An 18429-nucleotide genomic window follows, 5' to 3' on the forward strand; every position below is an offset into this window, starting at 1 on the left:
GATGTCATCAGCTCCTCCCACCCTCGGCGCTCCCCGCATGACGCCGCCGCGCACGGATTTCGTGCGTCCGCTGGCCCTGACCACGTTGCTGGTCTGCGCGGCGATGGTGCTGTGGTTCCTGTTCCAGGCGCTGCTGGCCTGGCCGCTGGGTGCCAGCCATCCGTGGCAGCTGCTGGTGGACGCCGCGACCGAACATGACTGGCCACGCAGCCTGCGCTGGATGCTGGCCCACCCCGTGTTGACCAGCCTGCTGATGGGCGCCGTGTGCGTGCCTTCGCTGGTCTCCAGCTGGGGCCTTTACAAAGGCACCCGATGGGGACTGATCAGTTACGTCTGGCTGCTGGTCATCACCGGCCTCGGCAATATCGGCGTGGCGTGGTGGCTTGACCGCGTGGCGGCCGCGTTGATCATGAAGCTGGGTGACGCGCCAGTTGTCGAAGAGCTGCAGGCCCAGCGCCTGCTGTTCACCTTCACCGTGCTCGGCAGCTGCGTGCTGTTCGCCGTGCTGCAGGGCTGGCTGGCGTGGCGATTGATGCGTCCGGATATCCGCTCGCGCTACTGACGCCGTTGCTGTTGCCGTTTCCTTTTCTGTTTTTTCCTGGAGTCCCCCATGTCACTGAAGACGCCTGTGCGCCTGCTGCGCGCGTTGCTCCCCTTTGCCCTGCTGGCCGCCACGGGCAGCGTCGTTGCGCAGGACTGCGCGGTGTATGACGACGCCACCTGCGGTAACCAGCTGTACACCGCCGAAGCACCGCAACTGCAGCGCTGGTGCGAGCAGGGCACGATGGCCGCGTGCAGCGGGCTGCTGCGCGAGTGGACCAGTGAGGCGCGCAGTGCCGACACGCGCCCGCAGAATGATGACCCGGTGCTGCAGGAACCCGCTGTGTGCAAGGAAGCGGATCCTGCCTTCGATGAGCAGGCGTGCGAGGAGGCTGCGAAGGCGGCCCTGTCCAAGGCGATGGGAATGGCCCTTGTCGGCATCTTCGACCAGCGGCAGATCGTACTGCCGGCTGCACGCCGGCAGACACTGCAGCAGCTTTGCCTGGCGCACCCGGAAGGGGAGTTCTGCCGCGAGGTCGGGCAGGCGCAGTGGACGGCCGGCAGCTACGACACGGCGCTAGTCGCGCTGAAAGCCGGCTGCGCGAGTGGCGACGAAAGCGCCTGTGAACTGCACGCACCGCTGCAGTCACTGGGCACCGCGCCGCGGCCGCTGCCTGCTACTGCGGTCCCCTGCGGCGAGTACCGCAGCGAAGGCGGCATGCTGGACACGCTGGAGTTCGGCGATGGCGGGCTGGTGGGGTTCGGCCTCGGTGACCATGCCCGGGCACGGTTGGAAGACGGCGCGATCCGGATCCGCCACGACAAGGGCGGCGACTTCGTGTTCAAGGTGTTGGCCGGTGGGCATCTGGTCGGCATGGACGATTGGACGCAGATGCGGGTCTACCGCCGCGTCGGCGGTGCTGCGCAGTGCAGCCCGGCCGTGGTGTTCAAGGCCGTGCCGCTGCCGCAGGATTGCCCTGGTGCGACCGCTGAGGGCGCGGCGGAGGCGTGCTGCGCAGCGGGGCGGCTGCAGGGCTGCAACGTGCTGGGGAACCAGCTGGCGCTGGACGAGCAGTGGCCGCAGGCCGCCACGCACTACCAGACGGTATGCCGTGCCGGTGTGCGCGAAGGCTGCGAGAACCTGGTCAGCGCGCAGGACAGCAGTGCCGAGGTGGACGCGCGGGCGGCCCTGGAGCACCTGTGCAAGGCGGATGGCAGCGGCACGGCCGTGGCCTGCGACGTCCTGGCCACGACCAACTGGGACATGATCGCGATGGGCAGGATGCTGCAGGAAGCAGCCGACGACGTAGCCGAACCTGAGGCGCCTGCGCGCACCCGCAACCATAAGCGGTAAGCCGCCTGCGGCGATGCAGGTCGGTAGTGCCTGCGTCGGGCACCGCGGGGCCTGAGCCACTCCGCCGAGCATGGCTCGGCGCTACCGTCAGGATGCGGGCCTGCGTCGGGCACCGCGGGGGCCTGCGCCACTCCGCCGAGCGCGGCTCGGCGCTACCGTCAGGATGCCGGCCTGCAGCGGGTGACGGGCACCGGCTAAACTGCACGGCATGAACGAATTCGACCGTGTACGCGCCTACCTCACCGACCTGCAGGACCGCATCTGCGCCGCCATCGAGGGCGCCGACGGCCAGGCTCGATTCCAGGAAGACCAGTGGCAGCGCGCCGAGGGGGGCGGTGGCCGCACCCGTATCCTGCGCGATGGCGCGGTGTTCGAGCAGGCCGGCATCGGCTTTTCCGACGTGGCCGGCAGCCGCCTGCCGCCTTCCGCATCAGCCAACCGTCCGGAGCTGGCGGGCGCCACCTGGCGGGCCACTGGCGTGTCGCTGGTGTTCCATCCGCTCAACCCCATGGTGCCGACCACCCACGCCAACGTGCGCTTCTTCCAGGCGCAGCGCGATGGTGAGACGGTAGCCAGCTGGTTCGGCGGCGGCTTCGACCTGACGCCGTTCTACCCCTTCGACGAAGACGTGCAGCACTGGCACGGCACCGCCCGCGACCTGTGCGCGCCCTTCGGGCCGGAGCGGTATCCCGCGCACAAGCGCTGGTGCGATGAATACTTCTTCCTGCGCCACCGCAACGAGACACGTGGCGTCGGCGGCCTGTTCTTCGATGACCTGCACGGCGACTTCGAGCGGGACTTCGATTACCTGCGTGCGGTCGGTGATGGCTTCCTCGATGCCTACCTGCCGATCGTGCAGCGCCGCAAGGACACCGTGCATGGCGAGCGCGAGCGCGAGTTCCAGCTGTACCGCCGGGGCCGCTACGTGGAGTTCAACCTGGTCTACGACCGCGGCACGCTGTTCGGGCTGCAGAGCGGTGGCCGCAGCGAAAGCATCCTAATGAGCCTGCCGCCGCGCGTACGCTGGGAGTACGGGTTCGAGCCGGAGGCCGGCAGTGCCGAGGCGCGGCTGGCGGATTACCTGGTGCCGCGCGACTGGGTGTGAGGCAGGGGGCGGTAGCGCGGCTGTAGCGGGTGATGGCGAGGGGACGACAGCCGAAGCCAGCCGACTGAAGTCGGCTCTACCGGTCGGCGCCATCAGTCGGCGCTGCGTACCGGATCTGGAAATAAAAAGCCCCGCTGACCAGGGGGAGGTCAACGGGGCCGGGGAACGGGTGCTTGGGGAGGAGCCCCCGTTCCAAGATCTTCTCCAGGGGATGGGAGAGATCCACAACAGGCGTTGCGCCTGTTGATGGCTATAAAAGCACTACGAACATTGATGAATCGTGAAGGCGGCCCATTTAGCCTTTGCTGCCCCGTGCAATATTCATCGTTTAGTCAGACTGTCGCCGCAGCAGACGTATTCAGGCTTCAATGCGCCTCGTCCCAGTTGAGTCCATGGCCCGTGTCGACCACCAGCGGAACCCGCAACTGAGCTGCTTGCGACATGTGTTTGACGACCTCGGTACGCAGCTCGTCGATGTAGCCCGCCTCGCATTCGAAGACGAGTTCATCGTGCACCTGCAGGATCATCTTCGCCGGCGCGGACGAATCGCGAAGCCAGGTATCCACCTTCACCATCGCCTTTTTGATGATGTCCGCCGCCGTGCCCTGCATCGGCGCATTGATGGCGGCACGTTCCGCGCCTGCCCGCAGCCCTTGGTTGCGTGCGTTGATGTCGTTCAGGTACAGGCGTCGGCCGAACAGGGTTTCCACGTAGCCCTGCTCACGCGCCTGTTGCCGCATCCTCTCCATGAAATCGCGCACGCCGGGGTAGCGGCTGAAGTACAGCGCCACGTAGTCCTGCGCCTGCCCGCGGTCGATGCCCAGGTTGCGCGCCAATCCGAAGGCGCTCATGCCATACATCAGGCCGAAGTTGATCGCCTTCGCCGCACGTCGCTCGTTGCTGGTGACCTCCTCCAGGGAACGGCCGAACACTTCTGCCGCGGTGGCGCGGTGCACGTCCGCGCCCTGTTCGAATGCCCCCACCAGACCGGGATCGCCAGACAGGTGCGCCATGATCCGCAGTTCGATCTGCGAATAGTCGGCCGCCAACAACAGCTTGCCCTCCGGCGCGATGAACGCGCGGCGGATACGGCGGCCGTCTTCCGTGCGGATCGGGATGTTCTGCAGGTTCGGGTCGGATGACGACAGGCGGCCCGTGGCGGCGCCTGACTGGTGATAGCTGGTGTGTACGCGGCCGGTATCGGCGTTGATCATTTCCGGCAGCTTGTCGGTGTAGGTGCTGCGCAGCTTGGCCAGCCCGCGGTACTCCAGGATCACCCGCGGCAGTTCATGCTGCTCGGCGATCGCTTCCAGTGCCTCTTCGTTGGTGCTCGGCTGGCCCTTGGGCGTCTTCACCAGCGCAGGCAGCTTCAGCTCGTCGAACAACACCGCCTGCAGCTGCTTGGGCGAATCCAGGTTGAAGCTGCGGCCGGCCAGCTCGGTGGCCTTCTGCTGGGCGGCCAGCATGCGCGTGGACAGGTCCTGGCTCTGTCGCCGCAGCTCCGCCATGTCCACTTGCACGCCATGGGCCTCGATGCGGGTCAGCACCGGTACCAGCGGCATCTCGATGTCGCGATACACCTCGTCCAGGCTCGGCACCGCCGCCAGCTGCGGGCGCAGCGCGTGGTGCAGGCGCAAGGTCACGTCCGCGTCCTCTGCAGCGTAGCGGCTGGCTTCGTCGATCCCCACCTGCGAGAACGAAATCTGCTTGGCGCCCTTGCCGGCCACGTCTTCGAACTTGATCGTCGTGTAGCCCAGGTAGCGCTGGGCCAGCGAATCCATGTCGTGGCGGGTGGCCGTGGAGTTCAGTACGAAACTCTCCAGCATGGTGTCGTCGTGGTAGCCCTGCACCGCGATGCCGTGGCGACGCAGCACATGCAGGTCGTACTTGCCGTGCTGGCCCAGCTTCTTCTTCTTTGCGTCTTCCAGCGCCGGACGCAGCGCATCGAGCACCTGCTGCATCGGCAACTGCGCCGGCGCGCCAGGGTAGTCATGACCAAGCGGGATGTAGGCCGCCTTGCCCGGCTCCACGGCCAGGCTGATGCCCACCAGCCGCGCGCGCATGGCATCCAGCGCATCGGTTTCGGTATCGAAACTGATCAGCTCCGCCTGCTGCAGCCGCTCCACCCAGGCCTGCAGCTGCTGCGGTTCGAGCACGGTCTCATACTCGCCGGGCACCGACAGCGACGGGTCCACGTCAGCGACTGCAGCTTCCTCGCCCGCGCCACGCGCGAAACCCGCCGCGGTGCCGCGCAGGCTTGGCACTACCTCGCTGACGGTAGGCGGCAAACCCGCGCTGCCTTCCAGTTCCTTCAGTGCCTGGGTGAAACCGTATCGTGCGTAGAGCTCGCGCAGGTCGTCAACATGGCGCTCGCGCAGCGGCAGGTCCTGCGGGCCGGCATCCAGGGCGACGTCGGTGCGGATGGTCACCAGCTCGCGGTTCAGCGGCAGTCGCTCCAGTGCGGCACGCAGGTTCTCGCCGATCTTGCCCTTCATGCCAGTCGCGGCGGCCATCACGCCGTCCAGGTGCTGGTACTCGGCCAACCATTTCGCTGCGGTCTTGGGGCCGCACTTGTCCACGCCCGGCACGTTGTCCACGGTGTCGCCCATCAACGCCAGCAGGTCGACGATCTGGTCGGCGCGTACGCCGAACTTTTCCATCACCGCCGCGTCGGAATCCATCCGGCTGCCGGTCATGGTGTTGACCAGTTCGATACCCGGCCGCACCAGCTGGGCGAAGTCCTTGTCGCCGGTCGAGATGGTCACCGACAGATCGCGCGCGACGCCCTGCAGGGCAAGCGTGCCGATCACATCGTCGGCTTCCACGCCGGGAATGCGCAGGATGCTGATGCCGAGCGCCTCGACGATCCGGCACATCGGCTCGATCTGGCTGCGCAGCTCATCGGGCATCGGCGGGCGGTTGGCCTTGTACTGGTCGTACAGGTCGTCGCGGAAGGTCTTGCCGGGCGCATCGACCACGAACGCCACGAACGCGGGGCGCTCTTTCAATGTCGACCGCAGCATGTTGACCACGCCGAACAGCGCACCTGTGGGTTCACCCTGCGGATTGGACAGGGGCGGCAGCGCGTGGAACGCGCGATACAGGTAACTGGACCCGTCGATAAGGACTAATCTGCTCATGCGACGATTCTACGCGCCCGTGGCATGCACGGCGCCCACACCGGGTGGGGCATAATCACCGTCCCCGTCCGGCCCCGGAGTCCCGTCCATGAAACGCATGATGCCTGCCACCCCGCTGGTCCTGGCGCTCCTGCTTGCAGGCTGTGCGACGTCCGGCGGTGCCGGCATGCCGCCGGTCGACGTGGCCGGTGCCGAGGTTGCCCAGCGCACGCTGGACAATGGCGATGTGGTGGAGGAATACCGCGTGTCCGGCCAGTTGCGCATGGTCAAGGTAACCCCGGCACGTGGCGCGCCGTATTACATGTACGACCAGAACGGCGATGGCCGAATGGATAATTCCAAGGACGGGGTGTCCCCTGTGTACTGGAAGCTCTACAGCTGGTAATGCCTGCTTTCCTGCGATGAGTACCGCCGACCGCCGCAACGCTGCCCTCGACCAGGTCGCCCTTCGCCAAGGGCTGACCGGCGAACAGCTGGCCGCGGTACAGACCCTTGAGCATTTCGGCTGGCAGCTGCGTTTCGTGCGCCGGCCTTTGTTCCGCGAACCCATCCCGGTGCTGTTCGATCGCAGCGGTGAGCGCTATGTGGTGCTGCAGGGTGACGGCAGCCTGGATGAATCGCAGACCCTGAAACTTCGCGACTGAATCGGTGCAGCGACGGACCGTGACCTTTGTCCTGTTGCGGACATATAACAGTGCTTATACATTCGCTGCATGTCATTGCCCTCCGCCACCCTCGGTACCCTGATCCGCCATCTGATCGAGCTGCTCGACGGTGAGGTGGAGTCGGCCTACGTGGCGGCCGGGCTGGATTGGCGGCCCCGCTACACCCCGCTGCTGCGTGCGCTGATGCGGTTGGGCCCGGTATCGATCAAAACGCTGGCGCTGCAGATCGGGATCAGCCATTCGGCCGTCAGCCAGACCGTTGCACAGATGCGCGCGGCCCGCCTGCTGGCCCTGAGGCCCGGAGTCGATGCGCGCGAGCGTATCGTCGCGTTGACGCCCAAGGCAGTGAAGATGATCCCGGCGCTGCAGCGCCAATGGGCGGCCACCAATGCAGCCGCCGCCCAGCTGGACGCCGAGCTGTCTTCGCCGTTGTCGGTGCTGCTCGACGAAGCCATCACGGCCCTGCACCAGCGCCCCTATGGCGAGCGCATCGCGGCCGCCGCGGCGACGCTGCCGGACGACGCTTCCGCAAATCCCTGACTCAACCGCACCGGAGGATGTACCTGATGGCGACCTCTCTCTGTTCCCGCGTGCACCCGATCCAGCTGGGCGACCAGCGCGTACTGCGGCCCGGCCGCTTCCGCTGGTTGCGCGCACTCGCTTGGGTGGTGGCGCTGTTCGTACTGGTGGTGATGAGTTCGATGTCCACCGGCCAACTGCTGGGTACCCTGCTGCCGAAGACAAGCGGGCCAGCGCAACTGCTGGGCTATGTCGGCTCGGTGCTGGTCGGTTTGGGAATCTATGCCTTGGCGGTGCGGTTCGGTGAGGGACGCCGCCCGTCGGAGCTCGCGCTGCGGTCGTTGCTGCCCGAGCTGCTGCTGGGGCTGCTGCTCGGTGCGGCGATGTTCGCCGCGGTGATGGTGATCATGGCCGTATGCAGCCTGTACGACACCACGTTTACCGGCCCTGCGCCGGCCTGGATCGCCACAGGCAAAGCGCTGCAGGCGGGGGTCATCGAGGAGTTGATGCTGCGCGCCATCCTGCTGCGTCTGGTCTGGCGCGCCTTTGGACCTTGGATCGCCTTTGCCGTCTCTGCGGCGCTGTTCGGCTTCGGCCACATGCCCAATCCGAACGCCACCGTCTTTGCTGCGGTCTGCATCGCCCTGGAGGCGGGCATCATGCTGGCTGCTTTCTACGCCCTGACCGGGCGTATCTGGATGTCGATCGGCGTGCACGCCGCTTGGAACTTCACGCAGGGCTATGTCTTCGGTGCCGCCGTATCGGGCAGCGAACTGGGCCCGGCGATCGCACGCAGCACGGCCGTTCCGGGCATGCCGGAATGGCTCACCGGCGGTGCCTTCGGCCCAGAGGCTTCGCTGCCCGGCCTGGCCGTCTGCCTTGCCATCGGCGCGTTGGTCATGTGGCGGGCGTGGCGGATGGGCCGCTTCGCACGATAAAACCGACGTCAGCCGGCGGACCTCGGTCCGCTGACGATCAACGGATGACCAGTACCGGCACCGAACTACGGGCCAGTACCTCGGCCGTCTGACTGCCCAGCAGCACACGTGTCACGCCGCGTCGCCCATGCGAGGTCATCACGATCAGATCGGTGCTGCGCTCGTCGGCAATATCGATCACGCCATCGGCGGCGTAGCGGTCCAGCACGTGCACGGCGTTCGCACGCACGCCGTAGGCTTCCGCCTTGGCGACGGCCGGCTGCAGGATCTTCTGCGCGCTTTCTTCGCGATCCGCCTTGTACTCGGGACTGTTCATGTAGCCCACGCTCCAGCCCATGGCGTCGTACATGCCGACGGCCCATGGTTCGGACACGGTCACGATGTCCACTTCGGCGGACAGGTCCTTGGCCAGTTCGAGCCCTTTCATAAGACCTTTTTCAGCCAGCTCCGAACCATCGGTGGCGATCAGGATGCGTTTGTACATGGCGGGACTCCTTGCGGGATGGGCCAGGTGGGAATATCACCATTGCACAGATAATGTGCAGGCCGCGCCGTGAGCTGGGTCAGTGCAGTGCAGCATGGCCTGCCCGGCAGGCCGTGGCATGATCGGCCGCATGCGACGAGCTCTGCTGTGGTGTCTGTGTCTCGTGCTGTTGCCGCTGCCGGCCGCAGCCGACGACGCGATCCTGGTGTTCACCCGCACCGCCAAATTTCGCCATGAGTCGATCCCGGTCGCCGTGCATACGCTGCGCCAGCTGGCGAGTGACCAGCACCTGCGTACCGACCACAGCGAAGACAGTACGATCTTCACTGCGGCCACCCTCGCCCCGTACAAGGCGGTGGTGTTCGCCAATACCACCGGTGATGTGCTCGATGCCCCCCAGCAGGCGGCGTTGCAGGCCTACATCGAAGGCGGCGGCGGGTACCTCGGGCTGCATTCGGCCGCTGACACCGAGTACGACTGGCCCTGGTATGGCGAACTGGTCGGCGCCTGGTTCGACAAGCATCCACCTGGCCTGCAGACGACACACGTCATCCTGGAAGGGGACGCTGTCGAACCCGTGCAGTGGACCCTGACCGACGAGATCTACAACTACCGCCGCAATCCGCGGCCTTTCGTGCAGGTGCTGGCGACGGTGGATGAATCCCGTTACGAGGGCGGCAGCATGGGCGAGGACCACCCCATCGCCTGGTGCCGGGCGATGGGCAAGGGCCGCAGCTGGTACACCGGCTTCGGCCACGATGCGGCGGTATACGCCGATGCCAACGTGCAGGCCCTGCTGCGGCGGGGTCTGGCGTACGCCACCGGCATGACGCCTCGCTGCTGACGCCTGGCTATTTCATCTCGCGCAGCGCAATGCGAGTACGCCCAGCCGATGCGCCTGCCGCCGCAGGTGGGTCACGCAGGGCCCGCAGGCGTGCTTCCAGTGGCTCGTTCAGGCGATCGTCCTGCAGTGCGGTCAGGCGCTGCGCGATCTGCGCGGTGGTCTGTCGCGACGAGGACGCGACGCCCTGCACGTCCGGCGCGCGCAGCAGGGCCAAGCGGGTATTCACTTCGTCCTGGAACTGCCTGTTGTTTATCACTGCGTCGCGCGCCGCACGTGATGCCGCTTCATGTGCCGCTTTGTCCGCAGCGTGTTTCTGCGCAGCCTTGGCCGCCGCTGCCTGCGCCTGCGCCGCCACGGCAGTCGCCACCAAGGACGGCACCGCCTTCTTCGCCTGCTCCGCTGCGTGGGACTTCGCCGACTCTCTTACCTGCTGGCTCGCCTGCGCGGCAGCCTGTTTCTGCGCTTGGCTTTGGGCCTGTTCCGCTGCCTGAACCGCTGCAGCCTCACTGGCTTGGCGGGCCGCGTGTGTGTGCACCTGCGATGCGATGGAGGCGGTCTCCACCTGCGGAGCGATGGGAATCTCGCGCCCGCTCACCATAGAACCGATCTCATCTGAGGCCTGCTCGATGCACTGTTTCCACGCCAGGCCCCGCTCACTGCGGGTCATCTGCGGCTGCGCCAGCACCTGCGCTTCATAGCGCTTCCACGCACCCTGGATCCGGGTGGAGGCAGGGCCATGACGGTCCGCCTGCATCTGCTCGGTATACCCTCGCGCGGCCTCTTGTTGCTGCTGCTCCAACAAGCTTGCAGGCACAGGGACCCCGCGTAGCGCCGGATACTTGCGCAGCGCATCCCTCCATGCCTCTCCAACCGCGTCGGTCACGGCGTGATCGAGGGAATTCAACTCGTCATAAGAGACCAGTGTGACTTTAGAGAGAACGTCCTGCCGGAACAGCTTGGACTCCAGCAGCAACTGCTTGGCCGGGCAGTAAGCGAGGTCTACTTCCTCGACAAGCTGCTGAAGCTCCATCTTGGCGCGCACCACCGAGAAATTGGTCTCGCCAAGGGACGTATCACTGCCCAGCACTGCGTTTCGCAGCTTGAACATGCCGGACCTCAACTTGAACATGTTGGCTGCGTGCAGCGACCTGTGCTCGCTTACCTCGGCCGATGACGGCCACAACTGCGAAGCCTTGAGGCGGTCGATCCAGCCTTGCGCCGCGTCGGACTGCAGCAGCGCCGAAAAGTAGTTGGCTGTCCCGGGCTGCTTGGCTTTCAGCAGCTGAGCGCGTATCACCTCGCGCGTCACGCCGTTGGGGACTTCAATCAGCGCTTCCAGCAACTGGATGAAGGCCATGCCTACCTCGGGACGGTCGACGGTATGAAAGCCGACACTGGCGGGATAGGCAGCGTACTCTATCGGCGTCATCAGCAACGCAGCCACCGCCTTCGCATCGACTCGCCGCTCTTGTACCAGCTTGCGCATCAGCAGCAGCCAGTCCTGGTTGGCGGTGAACGCAGCGACGCTATGTGGCTGGTAGCCAGGCCCAAAATCCAGACTCTGCAGCAGTGACTGATACACATCCGGTGACATGAGCTCGGCGGCGGCTGCGCTGACCACCTTGTCGTCACCTGTAGTAAGCCCGTCGCCCAATCGGCTCACCGCATTATGGAACGCCTGCAACGAACGTATTTCGCGATGCATGCTGTTGAGCGTCGGCGCCGCGCAGGGCTCGACAGTGCGTAGCAGCGCTTTGTGTCGGGCCTCGATCATGCGTTCTGCGTCGTATCCCGTTGAAGTCTGCATCAGGGGCTGCATCGCCTCGGACATCTCCTTTCTCACCCGCTGCGCACGTGTGGGATCTGCCTGGACCCAGTCCACCAGCTGCACACTGTCGAATCGCCTCAGCATCGCGTCACGGCGCTCGCTCAACAGCACGGTAAGTACTGAAGGATCGGGCCATGCGTTGGGTCGCGCCTGTGCCGGTGGTTGCCAGTACGTTTCGGTCACCGCGCCGATGGCCATTTCGGGAATCAGCGAGAGCCTGTACCCCATCTCAGCCAAGGTGTCGCAGACGGCCGAATCGGGGTCCGCTGGCGGACGGAAAAGCTCGGCAATGGTTTCAGACTGGAAACCGTACGGCCAGCGCAGTGTGTCGTGCAGCGGGCCGGGGTCACAGTCCATTGCATCGAATTCATCTGCGTAGACCTTGAAGGCAGGTGGCATCGGGAACAGGGACGGCGGTCGCTGGCAGATCGCCACATCCTTGCTCGCCTCCTTGGGCATCATCACGCCGGTGCGCAGGTTGCGGAAACCCAGCGGTCCGCAGGCACCGAAGTCCAGGCTCATTCCCACTGGCTCACCATTACGCATCGTGTAGCCGAAATTCTCCATCCGGTAGTTCAGCTGATCCCAGTTGGCCAGCCAGCGAGAGGCAACATAGTGACGCAGCTGTTCACAGCGCAGCGCAGTGGGCAGCATACGGTTCATGCGCTCCAGCGCGTCGAAGCGTGCCTTATCAGATTTGGCATGTGCCGCATGCAGCTCAGGGGGCAACTCCCATGGCTGGGCAACGTTGGCCTGTGCAAGCAACTGGCCACATGCTGCGGTCGCATCCTGATGCGCGAGCTGCAGTGCGGAATAACGCTGCGCGGCTTGCGGATCGTTTTTGCTTACCCGTGCCAGCGCGTGCTCTGTGGTGAGAAATGTGCCGAGGTCATAGAACGCTTCCTCAAAGCGCGACGCGACGCTGGGCGCGGCACCGGCCTGCGTGCTGAGCGGGCTGGCCAGCGCGGTTTCCGGCACAGTCAGGCCGGTCAGCTGGAACAGCTTGGCCATCGCTACTTCCTGCGCACTGCAATCGCTCTGCTTTACCCGCCACTGTTCGCGATTGAGTTCGATCCTTATCGCCGCTCCACTACCGGCGCCCTGCCACTTGATGGCTTTCGCACCGGTGAGATCGAGGATGGGCGGTGCGTTTCGTGGCAGCGCCGCCGCATTGGCCACCTGATGGGGAGCCGATGACGGGCCTGCGGTTGGCTCCTGCTCCTGTCTCACAGACGGGTGGGGAGCATGAGCAGCCGCGGCGGCGCGGGTGGGCGATAGCATGGACAGTTCCGGCGTTTACGGCGGGACACAATGCAGGTGTGAATCGCCACCGGCTTTCACAAACGCCGCCTTCGATTCATCAAATGAATCCACCGGGCCGCTACGCGGGTGTCATGCCGCCGTCAGATTCGCATACGCCATCACCAACCACTTGCTGCCGACATCGGCGAATTCCACCTGCACGCGCGCGTGCGAACCGCTGCCTTCGTAATCAGTGACCATGCCTTCGCCGAACTTCGGATGCGTGACCAGCGTGCCCAGCTTCATCGGCGGCACGTCCAGCGACCCGTGGCCGGCAGTGCGGCTGGCGCCCAGCGAAGAAGGCCGCGACACCTGCACCTTCGGCCGCACTTCATGGAGCAATTCACGCGGGATCTCGCGCAGGAACCGCGACGGCACACCGTAGTTGTCCTGGCCATGGATGCGCCGTGATTCGGCGTAGCAGAGCACCAGCTTCTGCCGTGCGCGGGTGATGCCCACATAGGCAAGCCGACGCTCTTCTTCCAGGCGCCCGCTTTCTTCCAGCGAGCGCGCACTCGGGAACAAGCCATCTTCCATGCCGGCCAGGAACACCAGCGGGAATTCCAGCCCCTTAGCCGAGTGCAGCGTCATCAGCTGTACGCCGTCTTCATTGGCCTGTGCCTGGCCTTCACCGGCCTCCAGCGCTGCATAGGCGAGGAAGGCGACCAGCTCGTCCATGTCTTCGACTTCCTCGACATCATCGGCACGACGCACGAAGCGCGACGCCACCGAGACCAGTTCGTCGAGGTTGTCGGTGCGGGACTCGGAATCCAGCGCGTTGCGGCTTTCCTTGCTCCAGTGTTCGCGAAGCAGCGAGCGCGACAGCACGTGGTCGATGCGCTCGGCGAGCGTCATCTCTGCGGTCTGCGCCTGCAGTTCGTTGACCAGCATCAGGAAACCGGCCAGTGCGTTGCGTGCACGCCCGGCCAGCGCGCTGCCCTGGGTGACCAGCATGGTGGCTTCCCAGAGCGAAATACCCTGCGCGCGCGCTTCGCGGCGCACTTCGTCGAGGGTGCGATCGCCGATGCCGCGCGTGGGCGTGTTGACCGCGCGCTCGAACGCTGCGTCGTCGTTGCGATTGGACAGCAGCCGCAGGTAAGACAACGCGTCCTTGATTTCCGCGCGCTCGAAGAAACGCATGCCACCATAAACGCGGTAAGGCACCTGCTCGCTCAGCAGGACTTCTTCCAGCGCGCGCGACTGCGCATTGCTGCGGTAGAGCACCGCCACTTCGCCGTGGCTGCCGCCATCGCGCACCCACTGACGTGCGCGTTCGACGACGTAGCGCGCCTCGTCCATCTCGTTGTAGGCCGCGTACAGATCGATCGGGTCACCGTCGCCGCTGTCGGTCCACAGCTCCTTGCCGATGCGGTCCGGGTTGTGCGCGATGACCGCGTTGGCGGCGCCGAGGATGTTGGCGGTGGACCGGTAGTTCTGCTCCAGGCGGATGGTCTGCGCGCCGGGGAAATCACGCAGGAACCCCTGCACGTTTTCCACCTTGGCACCGCGCCAGCCGTAGATCGCCTGGTCATCGTCACCGACCACGAAGACATGTCCGGTGTCGCCCGCCAGCACCCGCACGAAGGCGTACTGGATGGAGTTGGTGTCCTGGAATTCGTCGACCAGTATCTCGCGGAAGCGAGCGCGGTAATGGGCCAGCAGGGCCGGGTTGTCACGCAGCAGCTCGTGGGCGCGCAGCAGCAGCTCGGCGAAGTCGACCAGGCCGGCGCGGTCGCAGCGCGCCTGGTACTCAATGTAGGCCTGGCGCATGGTGTCCAGCCACGCGTCATGCGGCTCGGGCTGGATGTGCTGCGGCCGCCGGCCCTCGTCCTTCTGCTCGTTGATCCACCAGGCGATCTGCTTGGGCGGGTACTTGCCATCATCCAGTTCAAGCGCCTGCACGACCCGCTTGACCAGCCGCAGCTGGTCATCCGAATCCATCACCTGGAAGGAATCGGGCAGCTTGGCGTCCGCCCAATGCAGGCGCAGCAGGCGGTTGGCCAGTCCGTGGAAGGTGCCGATCCACGCGCCGCGACTGCCATTGGGCAGCTGCGCGTCGATGCGGTGCCGCATCTCGCCGGCGGCCTTGTTGGTGAAGGTCACCGCGAAGATGCCATGGGTCGGCACGGCGAATACTTCGTGCAGCCACGCAATGCGGTGGGTCAGTACGCGCGTCTTGCCGGAGCCGGCACCGGCCAGCACCAGGTGGTGGCCGGGAGGGGCGGAAACGGCATCGCGCTGGGCCGGGTTCAGGCCATCAAGCAAGTGGGAGACATCCATGCCCCCATTTTACGGCATCGCTGCTTCGAGCTCCTGCACGGCGTGACGCGCGGCGTTCTGCGCTTGCTGACGCAGTTCAGGCACGGCCAGGCTCTCCCACAGGGTGCCGATGCGCAGGCTGCCGAGCACGGCGATATCCGTGTGGGCCGTGCCGTTTGCATCGAGCAGCCGGTCACCCTGCGGCGCGCTGTCCACACCCAGTCCGTGCGGACCGGGCCGCGCCAACCCCTCGGCGAGCAGCTGCCGCAGCAGGGGATTGCGCAGGCCATGGGCACGCGTCTCCACGCCCGTGGCGTTGACCAGGGCACCAAGGTGCCAATGCCGCAGCGTGTCCTGGGCGCTGTGCGCCGCCAGCTGCAGGCCGTCTTCGGTTTCCACCACGCCCTGCAGCCGAGCACGGTGCTGCAGCAGGCGCCCGTCGCGCATCGCGTCGCGCAGGTGGGCGTGTACATCGGGATCGATCCGGTGCCGATGCACATCCCACTGCCGCGCAACGTGGCGCAGGAAGCGGCGCTGGTCGGCGGCATCCAGGCTTTGCCACAGCGCTTGGCCAAGCGGACGGATGCGTTCCATCACGCTCTGCCAGGGAATGCCACGCGCGGCCGCATCGCGGGCGTGCTGGCGCAGAGCACGCATGCGGCCGCGCAGCGACAGGGCGAGCAAGGGCTGCGGGTCGAACTCCGCTGCGGCGCCATGCGCATGCGGCAGGGGCAGCAGGCCGTGGCGGGAGAACACATGGATCACACCGGTCTGCCCCGCCGCCGACAGGGCCAACACGCTGTCCACCATGCTCAGCCCGGAGCCGATGATGCCGATCGCGTCGTCACCCGCCAGCAGGCGCACGCCATCGTAGTCCCAGGCTTCTGCGACCTGCTCGTGCGGCAGGGCATCGGCACCGGCCACGGGCATCGGGCGGACGCTGTTGCCGCAGGCCAGGACAACCTGCCGCGCGATCGCCGTACGCCCGTCGCCGAACTGCAGCTGCAGCCCATCGTCGACACGACGCAGCGCAAGGATCGGCTGCTGCACCACCGTAAGCTGCGCGACGCTGGTCTGTTGCGCCTCGGACAGACGCTGCCGCAGGTAGGCCGCGTAGTGATGACGCGAGACGAAGCGGGTGGCGAGGGTTGCGTCGTCATCCTGTGGATAGGCCGCCACCGCGCGCAGGTACGCGATGAAGTCCGCCGGCTGGTCCGGCAGCGCGCTCATCCGCCCGGCCGGTACGTTGAGCAGGTGCTGCGGCACGCGGGTGGCGTAGGCGATGCCTTCGGCCAGCGTGGAAGCGGGCTCGAACAGCTGCAGCTGCAGCGGGTGGCGCGCATGACGGAGCGCCTGCAGGGCGACCATCACGCCGGCGGCGCCGCCCCCGATGATGGCCAGGTCGATGCGGTGTGGATGCGCTTGATCGTTCATGACTCGATTGTAGGCGATGGGCAGCGGGCTGCCTTTACATGAGCGCGTCGGCCAGGCGGGCGATGCCTTCACGGCTGCGACGCCAGGCGGCACGCCTGCGCCACTGGTCCAGTTCCAGTGGGCGGGAGTGGCGCAGGTATTCCGCTTCGATGTCCAGCAGCTGGCGCACGATCTTGCGGTCGTAGCACAGCAGGCCGATCTCGGCATTCAGCGCGAACGAGCGAATATCGAGATTGATCGACCCCAGCAAGGCGATGTCCTCGTCAACGCTCAAGTGCTTGGCATGCAGGAAGTGGGGCTCGTACAACGCGATGCGCACGCCACTGCGCAGCAGTTCATCGTAGTACGCCTCCTGCGCCCAGGCGGTCAGCACGGCATTGCTGCTGGCCGATACGATCAGCTGCACATCCACGCCGGACAGCGCTGCGATGCGCAGGGCACTGAGCGTGGCTTCATCAGGGACGAAGTACGGCGTTACCAGCACGATGCGGCGGCGGGCGAGGTGGATCAGCGCGTTGACCGCATCGCGTGCGTTGCTGAACGGATACGCCGGTCCGCTGGGCAGCAGTTGGGTGGCGATGTCCTCGGTGCATACCGGCACATCGGCCATCACGTCCAGGCGCTGGCCGGTTTCCATGTACCAGTCGCTGGCGAACACCGCTTCCAGATGGGCCACGGCGGGGCCGCGCACGCGCGCCACCAGTTCCCGGTTCGGGTGGCCCGGCACGAAACCGGCATCGGCCAGGTTCTGCGAGCCGATGTAGCCGACCTTGTTGTCGATCACCGCGATCTTGCGGTGGTTGCGCAGATCCATGCGTCCGCTGCGGCGCCAACGCAGGCCACCCGGCAACATCGCGCGCACGTCGATGTCGCGCGCCAGCAGGCGCTTGCGGTACGCGCGCAGGCCGCGTTTGGCACCCACCGCGTCCAGCAGCAACCGGCAGTGCACGCCACGCGCGGCGGCACGCTGCAGCGCTTCCACGATGGCCTCGCCGACCCGATCGTCGAACATCAGGTAGTACAGCAGGTGCACGCGCTCTTCGGCCTGATCGATGTCGGCGATCAGCTGGGCCAGCGACTCGTCATACCCGGTCAGCAGGTCGAGCGCATTGCCATGGACCGGCATGAAGTCGCCCTGGCGCTCCACCAGCGGCACCACCTCGGCCACCGCGGTGTCCGGGCAGGGTTGCCAACGCAGCGCGGCCTGCAGCGCCTGTTCCTCGCGGATCACCTGCGAGGCCTCGGCCTGACGCCGCACGCGTTCGGCGGACAGCCACGGATGGCCGAACAGCAGATACAGGGGCAGGCCCAGCAACGGCACGAAGCCCACCAGCAGCAGCCAACTGCGCGCTGCGCCCGGGGTGGTGCGGGTGGGGATCCAGAACAGCGCCGCCAGCCGGATCAACCAGTCCAGCAGCAACAACCATGACCCCAGCATCCACTCGAACAGCATCGCATCGCCCGTCGGAACATCGACCTGCATTCTGGCACGGGCGGCAAGGAGGCAAAAAAAAACCCGCCTCGCGGCGGGTTCTTTCTTCGGGGAGACCCGTAATCCGCAAGGATTACTTGATCTTGCCTTCCTTGTACGGGACATGCTTGCGCACGACCGGATCGTACTTCAGGAATTCCATCTTCCCGGGGGTGTTCTTCTTGTTCTTGTCCGTCGTGTAGAAGTGGCCGGTACCGGCCGTCGAAATCAGACGGATCTTGTCGCGCTTGCCTGCCATGATTTACTCCTCAGACCTTTTCGCCGCGCGCACGCAGCTCAGCCAGAACGGAGTCGATACCGTTCTTGTCGATGGTGCGCAGTGCATGCGCGGAAACACGAAGCTTGACCCAGCGGTTCTCGCTGGCAACCCAGAAGCGGCGCTCGTGCAGGTTGGGCAGGAAACGACGACGGGTCTTGTTGTTGGCGTGCGAGACGTTGTTACCCGTCTGCACTCGCTTGCCGGAAACTTGGCATACGCGGGACATTGCGCACCTCGATAGTAGTTGTTGTCAGCCCGTAGCCCGG

The 18429-nt window shown here is 66.0% G+C and carries 16 protein-coding genes; 8 read left to right on the forward strand and 8 right to left on the reverse strand.

Annotated features, from left to right (window positions below):
- Nucleotide 1 precedes the first annotated feature (1 nt).
- From ABRP17_RS07655 to hemF, 3 genes are all read left to right on the forward strand, one after another.
- Nucleotides 2–562 carry a hypothetical protein gene (locus ABRP17_RS07655; protein ID WP_349985329.1) on the forward strand — a complete coding sequence of 187 codons (561 nt, stop codon included), beginning with the start codon at nucleotides 2–4 and terminating at the stop codon, nucleotides 560–562.
- Between the two features lie 48 nt (nucleotides 563–610).
- Nucleotides 611–1894, forward strand: coding sequence for a hypothetical protein (locus ABRP17_RS07660; RefSeq protein ID WP_349985330.1), 1284 nt, complete (start codon nucleotides 611–613; stop codon nucleotides 1892–1894).
- Nucleotides 1895–2102: 208 nt separating this feature from the next.
- Nucleotides 2103–2999, forward strand: coding sequence for an oxygen-dependent coproporphyrinogen oxidase (gene hemF / locus ABRP17_RS07665; RefSeq protein ID WP_192082326.1), 897 nt, complete (start codon nucleotides 2103–2105; stop codon nucleotides 2997–2999).
- Between the two features lie 365 nt (nucleotides 3000–3364).
- Here hemF and polA read toward each other — a convergent pair whose 3' ends face one another.
- On the reverse strand, nucleotides 3365–6139 hold the full coding sequence (gene polA / locus ABRP17_RS07670) for a DNA polymerase I (protein WP_349985331.1): 2775 nt from the start codon (nucleotides 6137–6139) through the stop codon (nucleotides 3365–3367).
- A gap of 100 nt (nucleotides 6140–6239) precedes the next feature.
- On the opposite strand from polA, the gene ABRP17_RS07675 reads away from it, so the two are divergent.
- The 4 genes from ABRP17_RS07675 to ABRP17_RS07690 all read left to right on the forward strand — a co-directional run bounded on the left by ABRP17_RS07675 (nucleotide 6240) and on the right by ABRP17_RS07690 (nucleotide 8261).
- Nucleotides 6240–6524, forward strand: a complete 285-nt coding sequence (locus ABRP17_RS07675; RefSeq protein ID WP_372486980.1) for a DUF2782 domain-containing protein — start codon at nucleotides 6240–6242, stop codon at nucleotides 6522–6524.
- A 16-nt stretch (nucleotides 6525–6540) separates the two neighbouring features.
- Nucleotides 6541–6783 (forward strand): hypothetical protein, encoded by a 243-nt coding sequence (locus ABRP17_RS07680; RefSeq protein ID WP_188325422.1) that lies wholly within the window; start codon nucleotides 6541–6543, stop codon nucleotides 6781–6783.
- 69 nt (nucleotides 6784–6852) lie between these two features.
- Complete coding sequence (locus tag ABRP17_RS07685) at nucleotides 6853–7344, forward strand: helix-turn-helix domain-containing protein (protein ID WP_349985332.1); 492 nt, start codon at nucleotides 6853–6855, stop codon at nucleotides 7342–7344.
- A 26-nt stretch (nucleotides 7345–7370) separates the two neighbouring features.
- A complete protein-coding gene (locus tag ABRP17_RS07690) occupies nucleotides 7371–8261 on the forward strand; it encodes a type II CAAX endopeptidase family protein (RefSeq protein ID WP_349985333.1) in 891 nt (296 codons plus the stop codon).
- Between the two features lie 37 nt (nucleotides 8262–8298).
- Here ABRP17_RS07690 and ABRP17_RS07695 read toward each other — a convergent pair whose 3' ends face one another.
- Nucleotides 8299–8745: a universal stress protein gene (locus ABRP17_RS07695; protein WP_188325425.1), complete on the reverse strand. Its 447-nt coding sequence runs from the start codon at nucleotides 8743–8745 to the stop codon at nucleotides 8299–8301.
- 130 nt (nucleotides 8746–8875) lie between these two features.
- Here ABRP17_RS07695 and ABRP17_RS07700 point away from each other — a divergent pair, with 130 nt between their 5' ends.
- Entirely contained in the window at nucleotides 8876–9589 is a 714-nt protein-coding gene (locus tag ABRP17_RS07700; protein WP_349985334.1) for a ThuA domain-containing protein, read from the forward strand.
- 7 nt (nucleotides 9590–9596) lie between these two features.
- Here the strand turns inward: ABRP17_RS07700 and ABRP17_RS07705 are convergent, their stop codons facing one another.
- The 6 genes from ABRP17_RS07705 to rpmB form a co-directional block, all read right to left on the reverse strand.
- A complete protein-coding gene (locus ABRP17_RS07705) occupies nucleotides 9597–12596 on the reverse strand; it encodes a hypothetical protein (RefSeq protein ID WP_349985335.1) in 3000 nt (999 codons plus the stop codon).
- A gap of 213 nt (nucleotides 12597–12809) precedes the next feature.
- Nucleotides 12810–14999 carry a DNA helicase II gene (gene uvrD / locus ABRP17_RS07710; protein WP_349985336.1) on the reverse strand — a complete coding sequence of 730 codons (2190 nt, stop codon included), beginning with the start codon at nucleotides 14997–14999 and terminating at the stop codon, nucleotides 12810–12812.
- A 9-nt stretch (nucleotides 15000–15008) separates the two neighbouring features.
- Entirely contained in the window at nucleotides 15009–16412 is a 1404-nt protein-coding gene (locus tag ABRP17_RS07715) for an FAD/NAD(P)-binding protein (RefSeq protein WP_349985337.1), read from the reverse strand.
- 34 nt (nucleotides 16413–16446) lie between these two features.
- Nucleotides 16447–17865, reverse strand: coding sequence for a cardiolipin synthase (gene cls / locus ABRP17_RS07720; protein WP_349985393.1), 1419 nt, complete (start codon nucleotides 17863–17865; stop codon nucleotides 16447–16449).
- Nucleotides 17866–17977: 112 nt separating this feature from the next.
- Nucleotides 17978–18145 (reverse strand): 50S ribosomal protein L33, encoded by a 168-nt coding sequence (gene rpmG, locus ABRP17_RS07725; protein ID WP_182339464.1) that lies wholly within the window; start codon nucleotides 18143–18145, stop codon nucleotides 17978–17980.
- Nucleotides 18146–18152: 7 nt separating this feature from the next.
- Nucleotides 18153–18389 (reverse strand): 50S ribosomal protein L28, encoded by a 237-nt coding sequence (rpmB, locus tag ABRP17_RS07730; RefSeq protein WP_005411638.1) that lies wholly within the window; start codon nucleotides 18387–18389, stop codon nucleotides 18153–18155.
- Nucleotides 18390–18429: the final 40 nt, after the last annotated feature.

Origin of the sequence: Stenotrophomonas sp. WHRI 8082 (assembly GCF_040223995.2) — a bacterium.
Lineage (GTDB): Bacteria > Pseudomonadota > Gammaproteobacteria > Xanthomonadales > Xanthomonadaceae > Stenotrophomonas.